16 protein-coding genes are annotated in these 20,534 nt (G+C 57.7%); 8 read left to right on the plus strand and 8 right to left on the minus strand.

The window, feature by feature from the left end; translation table 11 throughout:
- Window positions 1–114: 114 nt before the first annotated feature.
- The 5 genes from maiA to G3O01_RS14285 all read right to left on the minus strand — a co-directional run bounded on the left by maiA (window position 115) and on the right by G3O01_RS14285 (window position 5,988).
- Entirely contained in the window at window positions 115–762 is a 648-nt protein-coding gene (gene maiA, locus G3O01_RS14265) for a maleylacetoacetate isomerase (RefSeq protein ID WP_205805653.1), read from the minus strand.
- On the minus strand, window positions 759–2,138 hold the full coding sequence (gene fahA, locus G3O01_RS14270) for a fumarylacetoacetase (protein WP_205805654.1): 1,380 nt from the start codon (window positions 2,136–2,138) through the stop codon (window positions 759–761). The genes maiA and fahA overlap by 4 nt, the downstream gene beginning before the upstream one ends.
- Window positions 2,138–3,472 (minus strand): homogentisate 1,2-dioxygenase, encoded by a 1,335-nt coding sequence (gene hmgA / locus G3O01_RS14275; protein WP_205805735.1) that lies wholly within the window; start codon window positions 3,470–3,472, stop codon window positions 2,138–2,140. Before hmgA ends, fahA begins: the two co-directional genes overlap by 1 nt.
- A 144-nt stretch (window positions 3,473–3,616) precedes the next feature.
- On the minus strand, window positions 3,617–4,573 hold the full coding sequence (locus G3O01_RS14280) for an MBL fold metallo-hydrolase (protein ID WP_205805655.1): 957 nt from the start codon (window positions 4,571–4,573) through the stop codon (window positions 3,617–3,619).
- 605 nt (window positions 4,574–5,178) lie between these two features.
- The gene (locus tag G3O01_RS14285; RefSeq protein ID WP_205805656.1) at window positions 5,179–5,988 is read right to left on the minus strand and encodes an IclR family transcriptional regulator; all 810 of its coding nucleotides are present in this window, start codon (window positions 5,986–5,988) and stop codon (window positions 5,179–5,181) included.
- A 99-nt stretch (window positions 5,989–6,087) separates the two neighbouring features.
- On the opposite strand from G3O01_RS14285, the gene G3O01_RS14290 reads away from it, so the two are divergent.
- Window positions 6,088–6,921 carry an IclR family transcriptional regulator gene (locus G3O01_RS14290; protein ID WP_205805657.1) on the plus strand — a complete coding sequence of 278 codons (834 nt, stop codon included), beginning with the start codon at window positions 6,088–6,090 and terminating at the stop codon, window positions 6,919–6,921.
- 81 nt (window positions 6,922–7,002) lie between these two features.
- Here G3O01_RS14290 and G3O01_RS14295 read toward each other — a convergent pair whose 3' ends face one another.
- Window positions 7,003–8,172 carry an MFS transporter gene (locus G3O01_RS14295; protein WP_241023932.1) on the minus strand — a complete coding sequence of 390 codons (1,170 nt, stop codon included), beginning with the start codon at window positions 8,170–8,172 and terminating at the stop codon, window positions 7,003–7,005.
- Window positions 8,173–8,572: 400 nt separating this feature from the next.
- Between G3O01_RS14295 and G3O01_RS14300 the strand changes: the two genes are divergently transcribed.
- On the plus strand, window positions 8,573–9,916 hold the full coding sequence (locus tag G3O01_RS14300; RefSeq protein WP_205805658.1) for an MFS transporter: 1,344 nt from the start codon (window positions 8,573–8,575) through the stop codon (window positions 9,914–9,916).
- 193 nt (window positions 9,917–10,109) lie between these two features.
- Here the strand turns inward: G3O01_RS14300 and G3O01_RS14305 are convergent, their stop codons facing one another.
- Complete coding sequence (locus G3O01_RS14305) at window positions 10,110–10,763, minus strand: EthD domain-containing protein (protein WP_205805660.1); 654 nt, start codon at window positions 10,761–10,763, stop codon at window positions 10,110–10,112.
- Between the two features lie 282 nt (window positions 10,764–11,045).
- Here G3O01_RS14305 and G3O01_RS14310 point away from each other — a divergent pair, with 282 nt between their 5' ends.
- Both G3O01_RS14310 and G3O01_RS14315 read left to right on the plus strand, forming a co-directional pair.
- A complete protein-coding gene (locus tag G3O01_RS14310; protein ID WP_205805662.1) occupies window positions 11,046–12,809 on the plus strand; it encodes an FAD-dependent oxidoreductase in 1,764 nt (587 codons plus the stop codon).
- 146 nt (window positions 12,810–12,955) lie between these two features.
- Window positions 12,956–13,762, plus strand: coding sequence for a helix-turn-helix domain-containing protein (locus G3O01_RS14315; RefSeq protein WP_205805664.1), 807 nt, complete (start codon window positions 12,956–12,958; stop codon window positions 13,760–13,762).
- Window positions 13,763–13,980: 218 nt separating this feature from the next.
- On the opposite strand, the gene G3O01_RS14320 is transcribed toward G3O01_RS14315, so the two are convergent.
- Window positions 13,981–14,757, minus strand: coding sequence for a glucose 1-dehydrogenase (locus tag G3O01_RS14320; RefSeq protein WP_205805665.1), 777 nt, complete (start codon window positions 14,755–14,757; stop codon window positions 13,981–13,983).
- Window positions 14,758–15,343: 586 nt separating this feature from the next.
- Here G3O01_RS14320 and G3O01_RS14325 point away from each other — a divergent pair.
- The 4 genes from G3O01_RS14325 (at window position 15,344) to G3O01_RS14340 (ending at window position 20,530) form a co-directional block, all read left to right on the plus strand.
- A complete protein-coding gene (locus tag G3O01_RS14325; protein WP_241023963.1) occupies window positions 15,344–16,507 on the plus strand; it encodes a porin in 1,164 nt (387 codons plus the stop codon).
- Between the two features lie 66 nt (window positions 16,508–16,573).
- Window positions 16,574–17,773, plus strand: coding sequence for an ABC transporter substrate-binding protein (locus G3O01_RS14330; protein WP_205805666.1), 1,200 nt, complete (start codon window positions 16,574–16,576; stop codon window positions 17,771–17,773).
- Window positions 17,774–17,828: 55 nt separating this feature from the next.
- Window positions 17,829–18,752, plus strand: a complete 924-nt coding sequence (locus tag G3O01_RS14335) for a branched-chain amino acid ABC transporter permease (RefSeq protein ID WP_205805667.1) — start codon at window positions 17,829–17,831, stop codon at window positions 18,750–18,752.
- On the plus strand, window positions 18,749–20,530 hold the full coding sequence (locus G3O01_RS14340) for a branched-chain amino acid ABC transporter ATP-binding protein/permease (protein WP_205805668.1): 1,782 nt from the start codon (window positions 18,749–18,751) through the stop codon (window positions 20,528–20,530). The genes G3O01_RS14335 and G3O01_RS14340 overlap by 4 nt, the downstream gene beginning before the upstream one ends.
- Window positions 20,531–20,534: the final 4 nt, after the last annotated feature.

Genomic DNA, 20,534 nt, shown 5'->3' on the forward strand with positions numbered 1-20,534 from the left:
CGCTCGCCTAGGCTTGCCGCGTTCCCGTGCGGCAAGCCTGGAAGATTGCGTCGAGCATCACAAATCGAGTTGGCTAATGAGCGCCGCTCGGCAGGCCGGTACATCCCTACGCGATTACGATTCCGCGTCCGGTTGCTTCGAAGGTTCCGCCTGTGAAAACGCATCCAAGGCCATCGCATTTGCAGCGAGCCGCGATATGGTGGGGTAGCGATTCAAAGGAATTTCAAACCTGCGTGCATTCCAAACCTGTGGGACGAGACACAGGTCTGCGATGGTTGGCGTGCTACCGAACACGAAATCACCGACGCGACGCTCTGAATTTAGCCGCTGTTCGAGCGAACTGAAGCCAGCATCAATCCAGTGCTGATACCACTCAGATTTTTGCTCGTCAGAGATACTCAGGCGCTTTTTCAGATACTGAAGTACGCGCAGGTTGTTGATGGGATGAATCTCACACGCCACTTGCAGTGCTACGGAGCGGACGTATGCGCGGTCCGCTGGTGCTGACGGGAGCAGCGGTGGGGCCGGATACAACTCGTCGAGATACTCGATGATTGCGAGAGACTGGGTGAGAACCTGTGTCCCATCTTCGAGCGCCGGAACCAGCCCGTCTGGATTGAGCTCACGATATACGCTGGAGAGCTGCTGCCCGCCGCCTTTCAGGAGATGCACGGCGGCGTACTCATACGGCAGCCCTTTCAAGGCCAGCGCAATACGAACGCGATACGACGCGGAGCTTCGGAAGTAGCTATACAGCTTCATCCGTTATTCTCCGCAGCGACATCGAGGGCCGGCAGGATGGTCCCGACGCACGAGCCGAAGCCAACGCGATAGCCGTTACCCTGGCACCATCCGCGAAGCGTCAATTCATCGCCATCTTCAAGAAACGCGCGTTCCTCGCCAGCACCGAGTTTGAGAGGCGTCTTTCCGTTCCACGTCAACTCGAGAAGGCTACCGAAGGTTCCGACGTTGTCGTGACTCGAATCCGATTTGGGTCCGCTGATAGTGCCGGAGCCCATGAGGTCGCCCACGCGGGTGTTGCAGCCCGACGATGTGTGATGTGCCAATTGTTGCGCCATCGACCAGTACATGTGCTTGAAATTGGTCCTGGCAATCGTCGTTGGCTTCGTCGCGGACTCGGGCTTCAACTGAACCTCAAGATTCATGTCGACACCTGCGTTGGCTGCGCCTCGCAGATATTCGAGCGGCTTCGGTTCCTGTTCTGGCTGCTCGACGCGAAACGGCGACAATGCATCCATCGTCACCACCCACGGCGAGATAGTAGTCGCGAAGCCTTTCGAGTTAAACGGGCCAAGCGGCTGATACTCCCATTGCTGAATGTCGCGGGCGCTCCAGTCATTCAGCAGTACCATCCCGAACAGGTGGTCGTCCGCGTTCTTCGCAAAGATAGGGATTCCGAGCGTACTGCCGATGCCTACAAAGAAGCCGGTTTCGAGTTCGATGTCCAGCTTGCGGCTCGGCCCGTAAATTGGCCGTGCAGAACTCGGGTCCTTGCGTTGACCGTTAGGGCGTCGTACCGGCGTACCGCTGACCACAACGGACGAAGCGCGCCCGTTGTAGCCAATGGGAATCTCGAGCCAGTTTGGCATCAGTGCATTTTCCGGGTCGCGGAACATACAACCAACATTCGTAGCGTGTTCGCGTGACGAGTAGAAGTCCGTGTAGCCAGGAATCTCGAAGGGCAGATGCATGACAGCATCTGACTGCCGGACCATTACACGCTCACGCATGTCATGGTCGTCACGCAACGTTGCCGCATCGGTCGAGAGTAGTGCCGACAGCTGGCTGCGTACACTTCTCCAGACGGGCTTGCCCAACTCTACGAAGTCGTTCAGCCGCTTTTGCCGGAAAACGCTCTTCGGATTTCCTTCGTCGTCCACGACCGTATAGGGCACCGCGAGCAAACGAGCGGACTCGAGCGCTGCAAGGTCAACAATCCAGTCCCCGATTGCGACACCCACGCGTGCAAGGTTAGACCGGGCATCGGAAAAGACGCCGAACGGAAGGTTCTGGATTGGGAAGTCAGTGTCTTCAGTGTTGGCTGATTCGACCCAACTTTTGAGGTCTGCGCGGGTGGTCTCGGCCACTGAGCCCGCGTTGTCGGTAGTTGAAGTCATCACTGGTTTTCCGGGGTGAAGCGGTTGACGAGGCCTTGCCAGCATTCGAAATATTCGTTTTGAAGCTGGGACGTCTCGAGGGCAAATTGAGTTGGCTTGATGAGCGTACGGGTCTCAAACATAAACGCCATCGTCGAATCAACCTTGACGGGCTTCGAAGTGTCAGAGACTGAAGCTTTTTCGAATGTGCCTGCGTCTGGACCGTGACCCGACATACAGTTGTGGAGGCTCGCTCCACCGGGGACGAAGCCTTCTGCTTTGGCATCGTACTCGCCGTGAATCAGGCCCATGAACTCGCTAGCGACGTTCCGGTGAAACCATGGAGGACGGAAGGTATCCTCGCCGACGAGCCAGCGCGGCGGGAAGATGACGAAGTCGATGGTATCGACACCCGGTGTGTCGCTGGGAGACTGCAGCACCAGGAAGATAGACGGGTCTGGGTGGTCGAAGCTGATGGAGCCGATGGTGTTGAACAGGCGCAGGTCATACTTGTACGGTGCGTAGTTCCCATGCCATGCGACGACGTCCAGCGGTGAATGGCCTATGTCGGCGCGCCACAGGTTGCCATTGAGCTTGGCGACAAGCTCGAAGTTTCCTTCACGCACTTCGTAAGCGGCGAGTGGAGTCAGGAAGTCGCGCGGATTGGCTAGGCCGTTGGAACCAATCGGACCCAGGTCGGGAAGGCGCAAGAGGGCGCCAAAGTTCTCACATATATAGCCGCGCGCTTCGCCGTCCGGTAATTCGACGCGGAAGCGGACGCCGCGCGGAATGACTGCGATTTCTTGCGGGGCGACTTCGAGCAGACCCAACTCCGTCGCGATGCTCAGCCGGCCGGCCTGAGGGACAATCAGAAGTTCGCCGTCAGCGCTGTAGAAGAAGCGATTTGACATCGACTGATTGGCCGCATACAGATGAATGGCGCACCCGACCATCGCATCGGCTGAGCCGTTTCCTGCCATCGTCACGAGGCCATCGACGAAATCGGTCGGTGTTGTGGGAATGGGCAAGGGGTCCCAACGCAGTTGGTCCGGCGGAGTAGGCGGGACGCGAGAGAAATCGCCAACAAGCTTGCTGTTTTCCAGAAGCCTAAAGGGCTTGTGGACGGCGGCAGGACGCACCCGATACAGCCAGGAACGTCGATTGTGAGAGCGCGGTGCCGTGAACGCGGTACCCGAGAGTTGCTCTGCATAGAGTCCGTAGGGTGCGCGCTGAGGCGAGTTACGACCGGCCGGCAGGGCGCCCGGCAGTGCCTCGGTCGCAAACTCGCAGCCAAACCCGGACTGATAGCCAACCGGATGCGCAGAATGTGCCGACGCCGACGACGCGCGCTTCAACTGCTCGTTACGTAGGGCTGCAGGCTGAATCGATTCGCGCCGAATAGATGCATCTTGCGTCGTTTGTTCCACTTTGAAACTCCAGATGGGTTATTCAATCCAGCGACGGCCGGAATTCATCTGCGGCCAAACCATCGCGAACGGTCAGCCTTCGAGCGTTTCCCACATTTCCTTGTCGCGCTGAGCGGTCCAGATACGCGGGTCGGGATACTGCGTGGCTTCGTCGTGTGCTCGGGTTACATCGAACGGCATGCAGTGGTCGAAGATGACCCAATCGCCGAACTTCGGCTTGAGCGTGGAATAGGTCTCTTTGTAGATAGCATTGAGGTCCTTACCTTCGCTGGCACCCGACTTCACCGCGCTGTAAAGCTCGCTGATAAAGGCTCGCGTACCTGCGAGCCCGTCGGCGACTTCCTGAGGCGTCTTGAGTGCAGCGCCACGACCGGGGACGAGTTTTTCGGGCTTCAGTGCGGCAATGGCATCGAGCGTGGCAGGCCAGTCCTGGAAGTACGCATCGCCTGCATACGGAGTTGCGCCGTATTCGACCAGGTCACCGGAGAGGAGCGTCTTTTCTTGCGGCAGCCAGACAACGGTGTCTCCCTTCGTGTGTCCGCGGCCCAGTTGCAGGATTTGCACCTCGAGCTTGCCCATCCAGAGCGTCATCTTTTTCTGGAAGGTCAAGGTCGGCCAGGTCAGACCCGGCACAGATTCAACCGCATTGAAGAGACGCGGAAAGCGTTCAATCTCGCTCTTCATGTCTTGCTCACCGCGTTCGACGATGAGGTCGTAGGTGTCCTGGCTGGCGATGATTTGCTCAGCGTTGTAGGCCGAGGCGCCGAGCACGCGGACCGCATGATAGTGGGTCAGCAGAACGTACTTGATAGGCTTGTCACTGACTTCGCGGATGCGGCGGATAACGTCCTGAGCCATCACAGGCGTGGCCTGTGTATCGGCGACGAGCACAGCGTCGTCCCCAATGATGATGCCGGTATTCGGGTCGCCTTCGGCGGTGTACGCGTACGCATGTTCGGAAAGCTGTTCGAACGTGACCTTCTTTTCTTCAACGTCCGCGTGGGAAGCAAACTTCTTTTCTGTCGCCATGGTAGGAGACCTCTACAGGAAAAATTGAAGGGACAGGGCGGGTTTTGTCCATCAACCCTGACGTTGAATGAATTATACATAAGCGAACATAATCGCATATAGATAATTTCCCGTACGGGCGAAGGAGCTTTCCTGGCGGGGTGCTACTCGTGACGGCAGTCACCTGGGAGCGGTCAATACCCGAAGAGCACAGCGCACCTGGACGCTGAAATTTCGCGGGGTGGACCGGGAGTGCAGGAAATGAGCGCCGGGACACGGGCCGAATCATGATGGCGCCTTCGCACGAGGAGCGCACGGATTCGGCAGCAGAAAGGGGCGAGTGCGGCGAAGGATTGCCGCGGAGAGTGCGGGTGGCGAAACCCACTGTCCGAGTTGGGGCGGTGCGGTGTTTCTGAATGTGCCTGTGGGCGCCGGCAAGGCTGGTGTCCGCGCTTTCAGTCGCGGAGCTGCCTTGGTTGCGAAATTGGTGGGCGACGAAAGTGCTTCACCGCAATTCGACAGCCGCAACTCCGGGATGGAGTGTCGGAACGGCGTGTCGGCGAGCGCCAGGGAAGTGAATGTTCATGTTGGGCTGCCGGCCGCTACCCCCGCCAGCCCGATGTCGACTACGCTTCAGCGCCAGGTGCGGGCGAGTAGCCCAGTCGGTATGAGAGGTCGGAGGTCGTCTGTCGCAGGGTCGAGGCAAGCTCGCCGTCCCAGCGAGTGTCGAACGTGCCAGCCGGTCCGACGAGCGTGATGGCCAACGCTATCGACCCGTTAAACAGGAACACCGGTGCCGCGATGGCGTTCACACCCGGCAACGGGTGGCCGGATGTTCGGGTCATTCCGTCTTCCCGAATTTTCTGGTATGTGCGGAACAACTCCTGTTTGTCGGCCGCTTTCAGGGCGGTCGCACCGCTGAGACGTATGCCTTCGTCGGCGAGCGCCTTCTGCACCAAGGGTTCTGGCATATAAGCGCCGAACAGCCGCCCGGTGGCGGTATTTACAAGCGACATCACGGTGCCAACTCGGAGCGTGAGGTGAAGCGGGTAGGACGGGTCTTCCTGCCGGACGACCACCGGACCATTCGGACCCCAGGTCGTAAGGAAGACGCTTTGGCCGGTCTTCGACGCGAGCGCCAAAACGTCTGCTTCGGCTTCGCGTAGTGGATTCAATCGCTGCAGTCCGTACAAGCCTAGCCGCAGTGCGAGGGGACCTGGGGCATAATCGCCGGAAGGTTCCATCCGTTGCACCAGTTGGAGCTTGATGAGGCTTACCAGATAAGGGAAGAGCTTCGCAGGTGACATGCCCGTCACGCGCGAAACCTCCTTCAGTGGCATGGGCGACTCAGATTGCGTCAACGCCAGCAAAATTTCGCTACCCACTTCGACTGACTGAATTCCCCGTTGGGCTTTTTCGGTGCTTTCGGTGTCCATTTGCGTATCTTGTCGGATTCAGAGTCCGGGTGTGCCTTGCGGTAAGCAGGAAGCCGGTAAAATCAGCGAATCGCGGTGTGTTCGTGCATAGAGGATTGCATGGTAACGAAGCAGCAAGCAAAAGAAAATCCGGACAGTCACGACTCAAGTGCTCGCAAGGAGCAGCGGGGCATTCAGAGCATGGAAGTCGGTGGCCGCTTCCTGCAGTATCTTGCGGATGCCGGTGAGCCAGTGACGCTTGCGGAGCTCAGCGCCCGCAGTGGTATCCCGACGAACCAGGTATTCACGTACATGGTTAGCCTGCTTCGCACTGGTTTGGTCAAACGTGACCCGGTCACCTTGCGTTTCGAACCTGGTCCTTTGTCTCTTCGGATGGGATTGCATGCCCTGCGCATGGTGCCTGCAGTCCGAAACGCGATGCAGCCGTCCATTGAGCTCGCGACACGCACTGAACAGAGTGTGCTGCTCGCCGCTTGGGGAGACCGAGGCCCGACAGTCCTTCAAAGTATTGAGCCTGCTGCTTCTTTGCACGCTGGCGTTCACGTGGGCACGGTCATGTCGCTCGTGCATTCTACGACCGGTCGCGTTTTCGCCGCCCACAAGCAAGCTCCCAAACTCGTCGAACGGGTCATGGCGGACATGGGGTCGCAGACTCCGGAGGGCGAGCACCTTACTGTTGCGCAGTTCGATGCCATTCTGGCGGACATTCGAAAACGCGGGCTCGCTCGCGGCGAAGGAATGCCAATTCCGGGCATCAACAGCATCAGCGCACCAGTGTTCGATAGCAACGGCGAGATTGTCCTCGTGCTGACGCTCTTCGGTGTTGCAGCGAACTTCGATGTCTCGTGGAAGGGGCCACTGGCGACCAGTCTTCTCGAGACCACCAAACTGCTGACGGAAAAGAATTCGGGCCCTTCCGTACCGGTCGTCTAGCCGAAGGACCGTATTTCGGCAGGGTCGCTGTGACCACGTGGCAACTGGCTCCGCCGAATACGTCTGGATTAATGACATAGGTCATGTCCTCGCCAGTTGCCCGGCTTGGCGGGAAACGAGCGAAGAGAACGCGAAGGCCAGAACGAGAAGGCCAGAGGCGCTGCAGATAAAGACAGGTGGTGCAGAAAACCTGTCGATGAACCACGCCGCGCAAGCGACGCCGAGCGATTGCCCGAAGAAAAGAAAGCAAGAAAAGAGAGATACGGCGGTTCCACGCATCTCGGGCGCCATCTGTGTGGCGTGAGTTTGCAAGGTATTGTGCAACGCGTAAAAGCCGAAGCCGGCCAGGAAGCAGCAGAGAGCTGCCAGCCACCAGTTACTTAGAACTGCAAGTCCGCCGTAGGAAGCCGCCAAGCACGCACCGCCTAGCCGCGCGAGATTCGCTTCTCCAAGTCGATGGACGAGTCGACGCGCGCAGCGGCTGTAGAGGAGGCCGCCGACTCCGTAAAGCGCCACGATGCCGCCCGCTCTCGACATCGGGATGTCAAACACAGCGTGCAAATAGCTTGGAATGAAGGACAAGGCGCTGAACGCGAGCGAACCCTCGATGAAGGTTACAAGAAGCACTGTTCGAGCCCACGGAATCGTCAATACTTCAATTGCCCGGGTGGCGAACCGGCCACCCGACAATGCATCGTTCGTGTCGGAGCCATGGTCTTCACGCATCACGAGGATTCCGGCGACGAGGCAAATTGCAGCGAGCGACGCAAATGGAGCTCGCCAATCGAAGGCGTCAGCGAGCAACGCTCCAAGCCATTGGCCCGCAATCATCCCGAAAACTGTTGCACCGAGTAGCCGCGCGAGAACCTCCTGGCGCCGCTCGTACGGGACCTTGTCACCAATCCACGCCATTGTTAGCGGCACGATTCCCGCAGCCGATGCGCCAGAGAGCACGCGAGCCGCGACGAGATGACCCATATGAAGGGATAGGGCTGCGCCAAGATTGCCGGCGGTGCATGCCAGCGTTGCCAGTGCTATTACGCGTATTTTCCCGAACCGGTCGCCGACAGGGCCGAACACGAGCTGCATAACCCCATACGCGAGAGCAAACGCCGAGATGGCCTGGGCCGCATGACCCATCGTTACACCAAAGTCAGCCTGCAACGACGGTAGCAGCGAATCGCAGACCCGCATCGACGCCATGCTGGCAAAGCAGCACGTACTCAGAAGCCACAACATTCTCGCGGACAAGTCGGCTCTCCATGTAGGTCAGAAGGCGCGTGAAGATACTTTCTGATTAATTATATATATGCAACAAAATACGTATACATCGAATTTTCCCTGATGTGATGTTTTTCCCGAAGCGACGGGGGTGTTTTGGGGTGTAGACGGGCGAATAGCTTCGGCAATTGAACCAATCTTAACGCTGACCGGGGTTAACCCTGACTTTGGTGCCGCGGGAGTGCTTAGCGGATAGGGCTAGGTAAAAACGAGAATTACATATATGCGAAGTGAAGCGCTAATATGTAATCAAGAAGCGTGAACCTGCCATGGTGCGGTTGCCTTCTAAGTGGGTCAGCAGTCAGTCGAACGGCGTGACTACTTCGACCGATAGCGGCCACAACTGAGAATAACTGCACTGGAGATTCTGATGACAACGCGAAGTTCAGTCGGCGCAGTCCCGACACCGGCAACTCCCCCCTCTGTCGGCACGTCCGATGACAGTCTTTTTCGCAAAGTAACGCTACGCATCATCCCGTTCCTCTTCTTCTGTTACGTCGTAGCCATTCTTGATAGAAGCAACGTCGGCTTCGCTCAATTGCAGATGAAGCATGACCTGTCGTTCACGGACGCTGCATACAGCCTGGGGGCGGTGTTTTTCTTTGTTGGTTACGTCTTGTTCGAAGTGCCCAGCAATATGCTCCTGCATAAATTCGGCGCAAGAAAAACCTTCGCGCGAATCATGGTGCTGTGGGGCGCGGCTTCGGTCATGATGGTTGCGGTGTCTACCAGCACGCAGTTCTACGTTCTGCGTTTTCTGCTTGGTGTGTTCGAAGCTGGCTTCTTTCCGGGCATTGTCTTCTATCTGACTTTCTGGTTTCCGGCACGCCGTCGTGCAGGCGCACTCTCAATCTTCTATGCGGGTGTCGCCGTAGCGGGTGTGCTTGGCGGCCTCGTGTCCGGCGGGATTATGCGCGGCATGGACGGGGTGCACGGAATTCATGGCTGGCAATGGATGCTTGCCATTGAAGGTGCGCCGGCAATCATCCTTGGAGTCATCGCATACTTCTATCTGAAGGACAAGCCGGCAAATGCGTCATGGCTTGGCGCTAACGAGAAGCGGCGTCTGGAAGAGTTGCTTGCGTTCGAAGGAAAGCCCGACGAGCATAGCCACTCGCTGCTTGATGCCGTGCGTAACCCGTATGTTTATCTGTTTGCCTTCGTATACTTCTGTCTGACGTCGGCGATTCTTCTGCTCCTCTTCTGGATGCCGACGATGATTAAGGAGTTTGGCATCACGGACATTGTCCAGATTAGCTTGTACTCGGCAATTCCGAATGCAATCGGCGCTGTCGGCGTCATCCTGATTGCCCGACGCTCTGACCGGCGCAATGAGCGCAAGTGGCACTTTGTCGTGTGCGGTGCTATTGCAGCCGCGGCACTGTCCTTACTGACTGCGCACGGTATCGGATTCACAGTGTCCATGGCGCTGTTGACGGCTGCGGCGGTGTCTGTGTACGCGGCTCACCCAATCTTCTGGTCTGTGCCTGCGACTTTCTTCCGCGGTCCCAATGCCGCGGCGAGCATCGCGCTGGTGAGCAGTATCGGTGTATCGAGCGGGACCATCACCCCGTACCTCATCGGTCTCATCAAGACCTACACGGGAAGCATGAGCAACGCTTTCTACTTCATCGCGGTTCTTCTGGCCGTTGCCTGTGTGGCGATGGCGTATGCACTGAGATTCGAGCGCGCTGGCAATACGCAAAAAGCGTAAATCAAAGGCTGAACATGAAGTAACGCGGGCGCTCGAAGTTTCGAGCGCCCGTTGACTTTGTGGACTGTGCTTTTTCGGAGGTCGTCATGGTACGAATCGGCATATGGATGGACTGCTATGCGCGCGCATCTTCTACCAGAATCAAAGTCTCGACCAGCCGCCGGCAACAAGTGCCGGCGGCTGGGTCCACTAGCTACCGGACCACGAACGGGTCGATAAGATATGCCGCCGCACGGTTCGTCAAACCGAGCAGTTTGCACACAAAACTGCTTTCGGCACCAAATGCTTCGTGGGCCTGTGCGATGTCCTTGAACCACAATGCAACCAGCGCCGTCGGCGAGACCGGCTCAGCCCAAAGGCGTTCGCGTTTTGCGCTCTTGTTTGTCCAGTTGAACGACACCAGAGCGCGTGGAGTTTGGGCGCCGTTGGCTTCGAGAATTGCTGCCTTGAAGTCTGTCCGTGAAACCTCGGGATTCAGCGTAGCGGCGATGAGCACTTTTACGCCTGGATGCTCTTTTGGCTCATCTTCGTGGTCCACCACGCAGAGTGTCCATCCCCGCAGGAAGTTTGGCTCATCTTGTGGAATGTACTGGCTTCCGATTGCGGAACGTTGCGCTTCTGCCATGACCTCGTCATTCTCGAAGCACAGCTCGACGACTCCGTCGACATCAAAACATGCTGGGCCCTCCGATGAGCGCCACAGAGTTTTGTCGACCCTATTTTGTGTGTAGTTCGTAATGCCATTCATGCACAACGCGAGTTGCGCGTGACAGCCGGACCAATATGCACGGAAGTCGCTTGTCGACGTGCCTTCTTTGCGCGATAGCAAAGTCATACGCTTAATCATTTCGTCTCCACATTAAAAGAACGTAACCGGCAGTGGCAGGTGACGTACTTTGGTCCACTCAATGCTCAATCTGTTGCATGGATTGAGGACCGCCACAAACGCTTCCCGGTGAGCCTTCAATGTACATGTCCACGCACGCAAATAAGCCATAGGGATTGTACCTACGCAAATCAATGTGCGTATGTGTAATTTGAGCGTATTATTTGACCATGGCCCAAGGAACTGGGGATGACTATGGGGACGCACCTGAGTAAGCCGCGTCTTCACTATCGGAGAGACGTGATGAAGCAGGAAAGCGAATTCAGTTGTGACGTGCTGGTTATTGGTTCCGGCTGCTCGGGAATGTCCGCAGCAATCACAGCGGCGTTCGAAGGGCTCAAGGTCCTTGTTATCGAGAAGGAGCCCAAATTTGGCGGTTCAACGGCCCGCTCTGGTGGCTGGTTGTGGATTCCGAATACTGCGCTTGCGAAGGTGCAAGGTATTCATGAACCGGATGGCGCCGCCCGTACCTATCTTCAGCACGAGGCAGGCTCGAGCTTTGACGGTGAGCGCGTAGACGCGTTCATCGCGAATGGGCCGGAAGCAGTCGACTTCTTTACGTCGAAAACAGCAGTGCGATTCGACATGCCTCTCGTGTTCCCCGACTATCACGCTGAAGCGCCCGGCGGAACGCAAGGTGGTCGTTCAATGGTCACTCGGCCGTTCGACGGCCGGGAGCTCGGCACCGCAATCAAGGACCTGGCTCCGGCGCTGCCAGAACTGACGGTGTTTGGGATGATGCTCGGTTCCGGCAAGGAAATCGTGCACTTCATGCGGGTGACGAAGTCCATCAAGTCCGCATGGTATGTGACAAAGCGGCTATCGCGTCATTTCGCCGACGTTGTTAAGCATGGACGGGGTATGACATTGACGAATGGCAATGCTCTGGCCGGCAGACTCGCCAAGTCGCTGTTCGACCTGAACGTCCCTCTCTGGCTTAACACCAAGGCGCTCAGTCTCACCAGCGAAAATGGCCGCATCACGGGGGCGTTGCTCGACAGGGCCGGCTCGAAAGTGAGAGTCACGGCACAACGGGCTGTTGTTCTCGCGAGCGGCGGATTTCCGTACGACATCGAGCGTCGCAAACAGCTCTTCCCGCATGCGCCGACCGGTACTGAGCATTTCTCGCCTTCTCCGACGGGCAACACAGGCGACGGATTGCGTATGGCCGAAGCCGTCGGCGGCCAGGTATCGACGACCCTGCCGAACGCAGCCGCGTGGGTACCCGTTTCGACCTTGACGAGAAAGGATGGGACGACGGGCATCATGCCTCACTTCATTGACCGAGCAAAGCCAGGTGTCATCTCGGTGCTTCGAGATGGCCGCCGCTTCACAAACGAAGGAAACTCGTACCATGATTTCGTCCAGGCCTTGGTGAAGGCGACGCCGAAGGGAGAGGAGATTTCCGCGCACCTCATCTGTGACCACAAGACACTTCGAACCTACGGTTTGGGTAGCGTTGCTCCGTTCCCGATGCCCATCGGCCGTTACCTTCGCGTAGGCTATCTGACGAAGGCCTCGACGATTGATGAGCTGGCCGGCAAGATTGGCGTGAATGCGCTGAATATGAGAGAGACGGTGCGAGGCTACAACGCGGAAGCTCGTCTCGGCCGTGACCCGCTGTTCGGCAAGGGCAGCAAGGCCTATAACCGTTACCAGGGTGATGCTCTTCATTCGCCAAACCCGTGTGTGGCGCCGATTGAGAAGGGCCCGTTTTACGCGTTGAAAATCCGTATCGGAGACATTGGGACATTCGCGGGCCTGAAGGCAGACTCCGCGTGCCGCGTTCTCGATGCCAGCGGCTCGCCGATTCAGGGCCTCTTCGCGGTTGGTAACGATGCATGCAGCATCATGGGTGGCAACTACCCCGGGGCTGGGATTACGCTGGGGCCGGCTTTGACGTTTGGCTACATCGCTGGGAAGGCAATCGCGTCGACCGGCGCCTCGCAGAACGAGCGGGCGGCGACTGAAACTCCGGCTACCAAATTCGCAGTGGTGTCCCACTAACGATACGCAGGAACTCCGACGTGCGTATTTGCCGTGGTTGCTCTGACCAAGCAGCCACGGCTTTTTTGTTTTGGAGCCGTCCACGCAATAGAGTTGGACACGCATTTGCCATCGCGTACGCAAGGTGATGGGCGCAAGGGAGGGGTATGGAAGCAGTTGAAAGCGTCGAGCAACCTGGTCCAAGTAAGGTGAAAGAGCAAAGGGGTATTCACGCGATGGAGGTCGGTGGCACGCTGCTGCAATATTTGGCCGACGCAGGCAAACCTGTCTCTATGACCGGTCTAAGTACCGCGACGGCCTTACCACTGAACCAGGTTTTTACCTATATGGTGAGCTTGGTTCGTACGGGGCTGGTCAGACGTGACTTAATGACTCATAGCTTTGAGCCCGGTCCGCTAGCGTTGAAGCTTGGACTGCGAGCGCTGGCGCAAAGATACCCGTTGCACGAAACCATTGAGTTGGCTGCAGAGTTGCTTGAGGACCATACGCATGGGGCGTTTATCGCAATATGGACGGATTCTGGACCGACAGTTATCCAGTATCACGGCCCCGAAATGTATGTGCATGTCGGTTTGCACGTAGGGTCGGTTATGTCTATCGCGCACAGCAGCACTGGGCGTCTGTTTGCCGCGTTCCTGCCGAGACAAACAATAGACCCGCTGCTCGCCCGCGAGGTGCAAGGGGTGGAAGCTATTTCTGCCAGTCGCCTCGACAGGGGAGTTGAGCGTGTCGTACAGGACGTGCGAAATAAACGCCTCTCACGAACGCTGGGCGTGCCAATTCCTGGGGTCGATAGTCTGAGTGCACCTGTGTTCGACCGCGCCGGGCAACTGATATTTTCGGTGACAATTTTCGGTCCATCACGCAGTCTGGATACTACTGACGATGGTAGCGTCGCCAAAGGACTGCTTCGTCTGTCGGAGAGGCTGTCCTCACGAGAGCTCAGAATCTAAACGGAATAGCGAGCGCGAACCGCCTGTGTCCCGCACGCGAGCGGTTCGGAAAACTCGATTGGTATCTGCAGGAAGAGGACTAATAGGCGACCGTCGGTTTCCGGCGACGGCGTGAGAGATGGAGTAGTTGCGTGCGTGAGAACGAGAGCGCCTGGGCTCGCTGACAGCGAAGCGGACACGGAGCAAGCCCGCAAGGCGGGCTCGTTTCCGTGCAAAGTTCAGATGGCCAGGAATCCACCATCCACGGCGAGGGTCACACCTGTAACATAGCGCGACATTCCGGACGCGAGGAATACGGAGGGGCCGACAAGGTCTTCCGTTTGACCGACGCGCCCCATGGGGATGCGCGACATGAAGGCTTCCAGACGCTGCGGATTCTCGCGCGTGGCCGCCGTCATCGGCGTTTCAATGACGCCGGGAGCAAGCGCATTCACGCGTACTCCAAACGGCGCCAGTTCAGCAGCCAACGACTGAGTGAACATCTTGATTGCGCCTTTCGACGGAGAGTAACCGAGGCTTGCGCCTTGACCAGCGAAGGCAGCGATGGAGGCTACGTTGATGATGACGCCCTTGGTTTCCTTCACTGACTCGATGAAAGCATAGGTCACGTTGAAGGTGCCTTGCACATTGACGTCCATCACCCTGTGCCAGTTCTTCGCGGCGTTCGGGCTCGAGGAGTTTTCGCGAATGATGATGCCGGCATTGTTCACGAGCAAATCAACCAGGCCGATTTCCTTGCTTACCTTGCTTGCGAGGCTGTTGCAAGCATCTGCGTCGGTCACGTCCAGCTCGAAAGCCCACGCCCTCCCACCTTCCGCCTCGATGAGGGCTGCTGTCTCTTCGACGAGTCCCAGGTTGATGTCGTTGACCACGACTTTTGCGCCGGCTTGCGCGAGGCCGAGCGCTAGCGCGCGTCCATTGCCTTGACCGGCACCGGTAACAAACGCGAGGCGGTTCTCCAGCAGACGCGGAGCTACGAAATTAGGGAACGGCATGACGACTCCTTTTGATTTTGTGCACTTGCGGCAGGTTGCCAAGGTAAGTAAGTGCATGATTGCATCGTGGCATATGTATTTGCATAGGTGTAATTACCGGGTGTGTGCAAAAAACGGACTGACGCACCCCAAAGCCTGCGCTCAAGACACGTGAAGCATGTCCTCCCGGGCCTTATGGGGCACTGTTCTGAGTTATTTAACTGTTCGGGCAGGTTCTTTGTCTCAGCTACGCCTGGGGATTGCACCTATGCAAAAGCAGTGGCGTATGTTTAATTTCGTGGCGTAGTATCTGGCCTAACGATGCATGCCCGATAGCGTCGAGTGCAAGGCCAATTCTTCATCGCCATGTCTGGAGAGCTGTCCAGAAACCGCTGTCGCAAAGTCCGATGTCGGGTCGCAAATCAAAAAATCGTTCGAGCAATTCGTAGTCCTACAGGTTCCGCTGGCTCAATTGAGCAGACCGGAAGGGTGGTGCCCGCGATACGCAGCCGCGCTCGTCACAAATACATCGATTCAAAGGTTACTAAGGAGACTTTTAATGTTAGCGAAGCGGGTTGCAAAGTTTGCGTTGGGTACCAGTTTGAGTATGTGCGCCGTTTCGGCTTTTGCACAAGCTAGCGTGACCCTGTATGGCATTGTCGATACGTCAATCACGTATCAAAACAGTCAGACGACGTTGGGTTCGACGACGCCCGGTCATTCGAACGTGCGGATGCAATCCGGCGTGTGGAACGGCGACCGCTTTGGTCTGCGCGGTGTTGAAGACCTCGGTGGCGGCACGCAGGTGGTATTCGTTCTGGAGTCTGGCTTCAATCTCGCCACGGGCGGACAACAGTTCACGAACGCGATGTTTGGCCGACAGGCGCGCATTGATGTGACTAACCAGTCGTTCGGCACACTCTCAGCGGGTCGCCAATATAGCGCGTACTACACGATGCTTTCGCCCTGGGTTCCCGCCTGGTATCAGACAGGTTACGGCTCGCACCCGGGCGACCTCGACGGCATGGATACGTACTATCGCTCCAACAATGCGGTGACCTATACGACGCCGAATCTCTATGGATTTACAGCCAGTGGCCAATACGCGCTCGCGGGTGTGCCAGGCAGTCTCAATCAGGGGGCGACCTGGAGTGCGGGACTGCAATACAAGGTCAACGGCTTCGGTCTCGCGGCTGGATTCTGGCGAATCAACAACTCAACGGCGGGCGGCGGTCCGTACGGCGCTGATTCGGCTGTGAACTCGTCCGGGCAGCAAGGGGTGTCGGCCATCACCAATGGCTTCAACCAGGCTCAGGCTCAACAGCGTTTCGCGGTTGACGGTGGGTACGTGTTCAACAGTTCGTGGGACATCTCGTTCGCGTATTCCAACGTCCAGTACATCCCTGGCATCAACTCGAAGTTTACTGACACTGCCGTCTGGAACACGGTAGGAACGGTACTCCACTGGAAGCCCACGGTCGCGTTGGACCTTGCCACTGGCTACAGCTACACGTGGGCGTCGAAGGCAAATGGCATTTCAGACGCCGCGAAATACCATCAAATCGTCCTTTCCGAATACTACGCGCTGTCGAAGCGAACCGGTCTGTATGCCCTTGAAGGCTTTCAGCGTGCATCTGGCAAGACGCTCGGCAACCCGGGCACGGGCACCGTCATCAACGCAACACCGTCCATTGGCGACAGCTTCCAGGGCACCCCTGGCGCGAGCCGCTCGATGTTGGCTGTGAGTTTGGGCATTGTCAGCAAGTTCTGAGTGACCGAATCGACGAAGGGGACCTGTGCTCCCCTCATGACATGAAGCAACCCGGTTGGAGACATCATGAAAGCAATTCGTATCATCGCCGCGGCAGTTGCCGCTGCCAGTTTCGTAGTCGCCTCGTCCGCGGCGTTCGCGCAGGAAATCAAGATTGGATTCAATGGAGACCTCTCTGCGTCGCCGTCTGCGCAAAGCGGACAAGCTGCTGTACTGGGTATGCAGGCAGCCATCGCGGACATCAATGCATCAGGCGGTGTACTCGGCAAGAAGCTCGCTCTGGTGGTTCGAGACGACGTATCTCAACCGCCGAAATCAATCCAGAACATGAGTGACCTCATCGACAACGAGGGTGTGGTCGCCGTTTTCGGGCCGACTAACTCTGGCAATGCGATGGCATGGAAGCACATCGTGAATCAGAAGAAGATTCCAGTCATCGATAACGTATCGGCTGGCACTGACATCACCAAGCCGATGAGTGCCGGCGCCGACAACTATATGTTCCGCGTCTCTATGGTCGACCGTGAACAGATTGCAGCGCTGATGGCTTACGTGAAGAAGAACTCGAGCGCATCGAAGAAGGTCGGGTTCATGTCCGAGACCACTGGCTATGGGCAGGGCGGCCTCCGCGACATGAAAGACATTGCTCAGGCGCAAGGAATCACGCCTGTCGACATCGAGCAGTTTGGTGTCGGTGACACCGACATGACGTCGCAACTGAACAAGCTCAAAGCGGCGGGCGCGGACACGATAATTATCTGGGCGCAGGGAACTCCGATTGCCCAGGTGATGCGCAGCATGGAGAAAATCAACTACTACCCGCGAGTCTTGAGCTCATGGGCGGCTGACAACATCACGTTCTACGACGCGGCAGGCAAGAACTTGGCGGAGAAGCCGCTGTTTCTTCGCACGGTCAGCGAGAATCGCACGTCCGCACAGGACAAGCTGTTCGCTCGAGTCGGCTCCCAGTTGAAGGCGCCCAGCTCGTTCTCCTTCGCACTTCACGGCTACGACTCGGTGTTGCTGCTCGCGCAAGCAATAAAGCAGGCGAACAGTACCGACGGCTCGGCCATTCGCGTGGCGCTCGAGAATCTGAATAGCCCCGTTCAAGGTTTGCTCAAGACGTACAACAAACCGTTCACCAAGACCAACCACGAAGCGTTGCTGGCGAAGGACTTCGTCTGGGTTCACTGGAAGGACGGGAAGCTGCTCCCGTACTCGGATGCTCTCGTCGCGTCTCTGACTCCGGCCGACTACAAGCAGTAACCGCAACCCTGCAAGCGACGGCGCGGCAATCGCGCCGTCAACGCGGAGAACAGAAATGATGGAAGCACTTCTTCAGGCTGTCATCAGTGGCCTGGCCGTCGGCGGCGCATATGCCCTGGTCGCACTTGGTTTCAGCATTACATTCACCACTACCAAAACGCTCAACTTTTCTCACGGAGAGTTTGTATCTGCCGGCGCGTTCATCGGCATGAGCGCGATGCTGCTTCTGCTCGGAAAGCCGATTACGTCGACCACCTTCGGCGGCGCAGTCCCGAGTGTGACCGCCCAGTTGTTGGGGCTGGTAGCTGCGCTTGTCGTAATGGGCGCGCTGGGGTGGCTGCTCTACGTGCTCGGCGTGCGTCCCTTCGCAAAGAAGCCCGGGATGGCGTGGGTCATGAGCACGCTTGGATTCGGCGTCGTCCTTGATTCTATCGGTCTGGCCATCTGGGGTCCGAAGCCCGTGGTCGTCCCATCGCCAGTCGGCGACTCCGTTATCCAGATATTTGGCATTGGCGTTCGTCCACAGGAAATGCTGCTTCTGGGTGTGGCCGTTGCCGTGATGATTGTTTTCGACGTCGTCATGAGAAAGACCATGGTCGGCAAGATGATGCGAGCCGTGGCTGCCAACGGCAGCGTTGCGAGCCTGATGGGAATCAACACGAACGCCGTCATGATTGGCGCTTTCGTGGTGAGTTCTGCGCTCGCAGGACTCTCCGGCTTCCTTATTGCACCCATCACCCAGGCTTCGCTTTTTATGGGACTTGCAATTGGTCTCAAGGGCTTCTCGGGCGCCATGATTGGAGGGCTGAACAATCCGCGCGGATGCGTCATAGGTGGATTCGCGCTCGGTGTCTTTGAATCGACCGTGAACCTGTGGCAAGCGCAGTGGCGTGAAATCGCGGTCTTTGCCGTCGTCATCCTTGTTCTGGCGTTCAGGCCGACGGGGCTTTTTGGTAGCCGATTGGTGGAGAAGGTATGAGAAAGTATTCCCATATCGTGTGCGTCTGCGCCCTTGCGTTCGTGTTAGGCGCCGGCGCGCTTCTCGTCAGAAACGACTATTACCTGCACATCGCATTCATGATGTGCGTGTATTACCTGTGCGCGGCGGGGATGAACGTCCTCGTTGGGTTCGCAGGGCAAAAATCGCTCGGGCAAGCCGGCCTGTTCGGCGCGGGCGCTTACGCAGTTGCTCTCCTGACGTCTCAAACTGGCATCAATCCCTGGCTTGCCATGGTCGCAGCAACCGCCATCTCCGGTGTTTGTGGCGTCATCGTTGCCATCCCGTCGCTTCGAGTCAAGGGTCCGTATCTCGCGATGGTCACGCTGGCCTTCGGCATCGTGGTCGAAAGACTGGTGAGCGACTGGACGGACGTCTTCGGTGGGGCGCAAGGTATCTACGGAATCCGCAGCCCGCAAATCGGTGGTCAGCCGATGTCGCTGGCTCAGTGGGTGTGCGTCGCAGTCATCTTTTGCGCGGTCACGCACCTGCTGCTGCGTAACCTGCTGAACGGGAAATTTGGTCGCGCTTTCCTTTCGCTTCAGGCAGATGAGATTGCGTCATCGTCCGTAGGTGTTCGGGTCTATCGGGGAAAGGTCATCGCTTTCGTCATCGCTGCAGTGACCTGTGGGCTCGCCGGCGCCATGGTCGCGCAGCAAAACCAGTACATCAACTCGGATTTCGTTTCGTTTCAGCTGTCCATCTTCATTCTGCTCCTCGTGCTCTTCGGCGGTGCGGGAACGAAGCTGGGTCCAGTGGTCGGGGCTGTGGTTCTGACTCTGCTGGACGCGCTTCTTGCTCGTTGGCCGTCCGTTCAACACACGCTCTACGGGTTGCTGCTGCTTTTCGCACTCTATGTGATGCCGGGCGGCGTCGTTGGTACGCTCTCGTCCCTGTTTGGTCGCAAGAAAGACGACACCGTAGCTGTCGACGCGCACCAAGGTGGGCAAGTGACCACGCTGCTTAGAAATGGCCGCGCTAATGGCGACGAGTTGCTCACTGTTGAAAAGGTCTCGAAGGCTTACGGTGGTGTGAAACCCGCGAACGAAATCTCATTTGCTCTCAAGCGCGGTCACATCCACGCGCTAATTGGACCGAATGGGGCGGGCAAGAGCACCATGATTAACATGGTCACCGGCGTGGTCAAGCCGGACGCCGGCTCCATCCTGTTCAACGGAAAAGAGATTGGCGGTAGTGCGGTCCATTCGATTTGCAGTCTCGGCATGGGTCGAACGTTTCAGAACCTGCGGCTGTTCGCCGAGCTTTCGGTGCTCGACAACGTCATGCTTGGGCGACATAGCCGGATGAAGAATGGCATCTTTGCATCGCTCTTCGCCACACCGCGTGCGCGGCACGAGGAAGAAATCACGCGACAACGCGCGCTCGAGTTGCTGGAGCTCGTCGAGCTCGGACATCTCGCCAATCGGCCTGCGGGCAGCTTGCCGTATGGACTTCAACGACGGGCGGAGCTTGCACGGGCACTTGCAACTGAGCCTCAGTTGCTGCTTCTGGATGAGCCAGCCGCAGGTCTGAATCCCCAGGAGACGGCTGAACTCGGTCAGTTGCTCCTGCGTATCGGAAAGTATGGTGTGAGCATCCTGATGGTCGAGCACCACATGGACCTCGTCATGTCCGTATCCGACCACGTCATCGTGCTCGACTACGGCGTCAAGATTGCAGAAGGCAAGCCTTCCGATGTCCAGGCGAACCCTCGAGTCGTCGAGGCGTATCTGGGTGTCGACGAAGCCGAAGCGGCCTAAAGGA

This window comes from Burkholderia sp. Ac-20365, assembly GCF_017104715.1.
Taxonomy (GTDB): domain Bacteria; phylum Pseudomonadota; class Gammaproteobacteria; order Burkholderiales; family Burkholderiaceae; genus Paraburkholderia.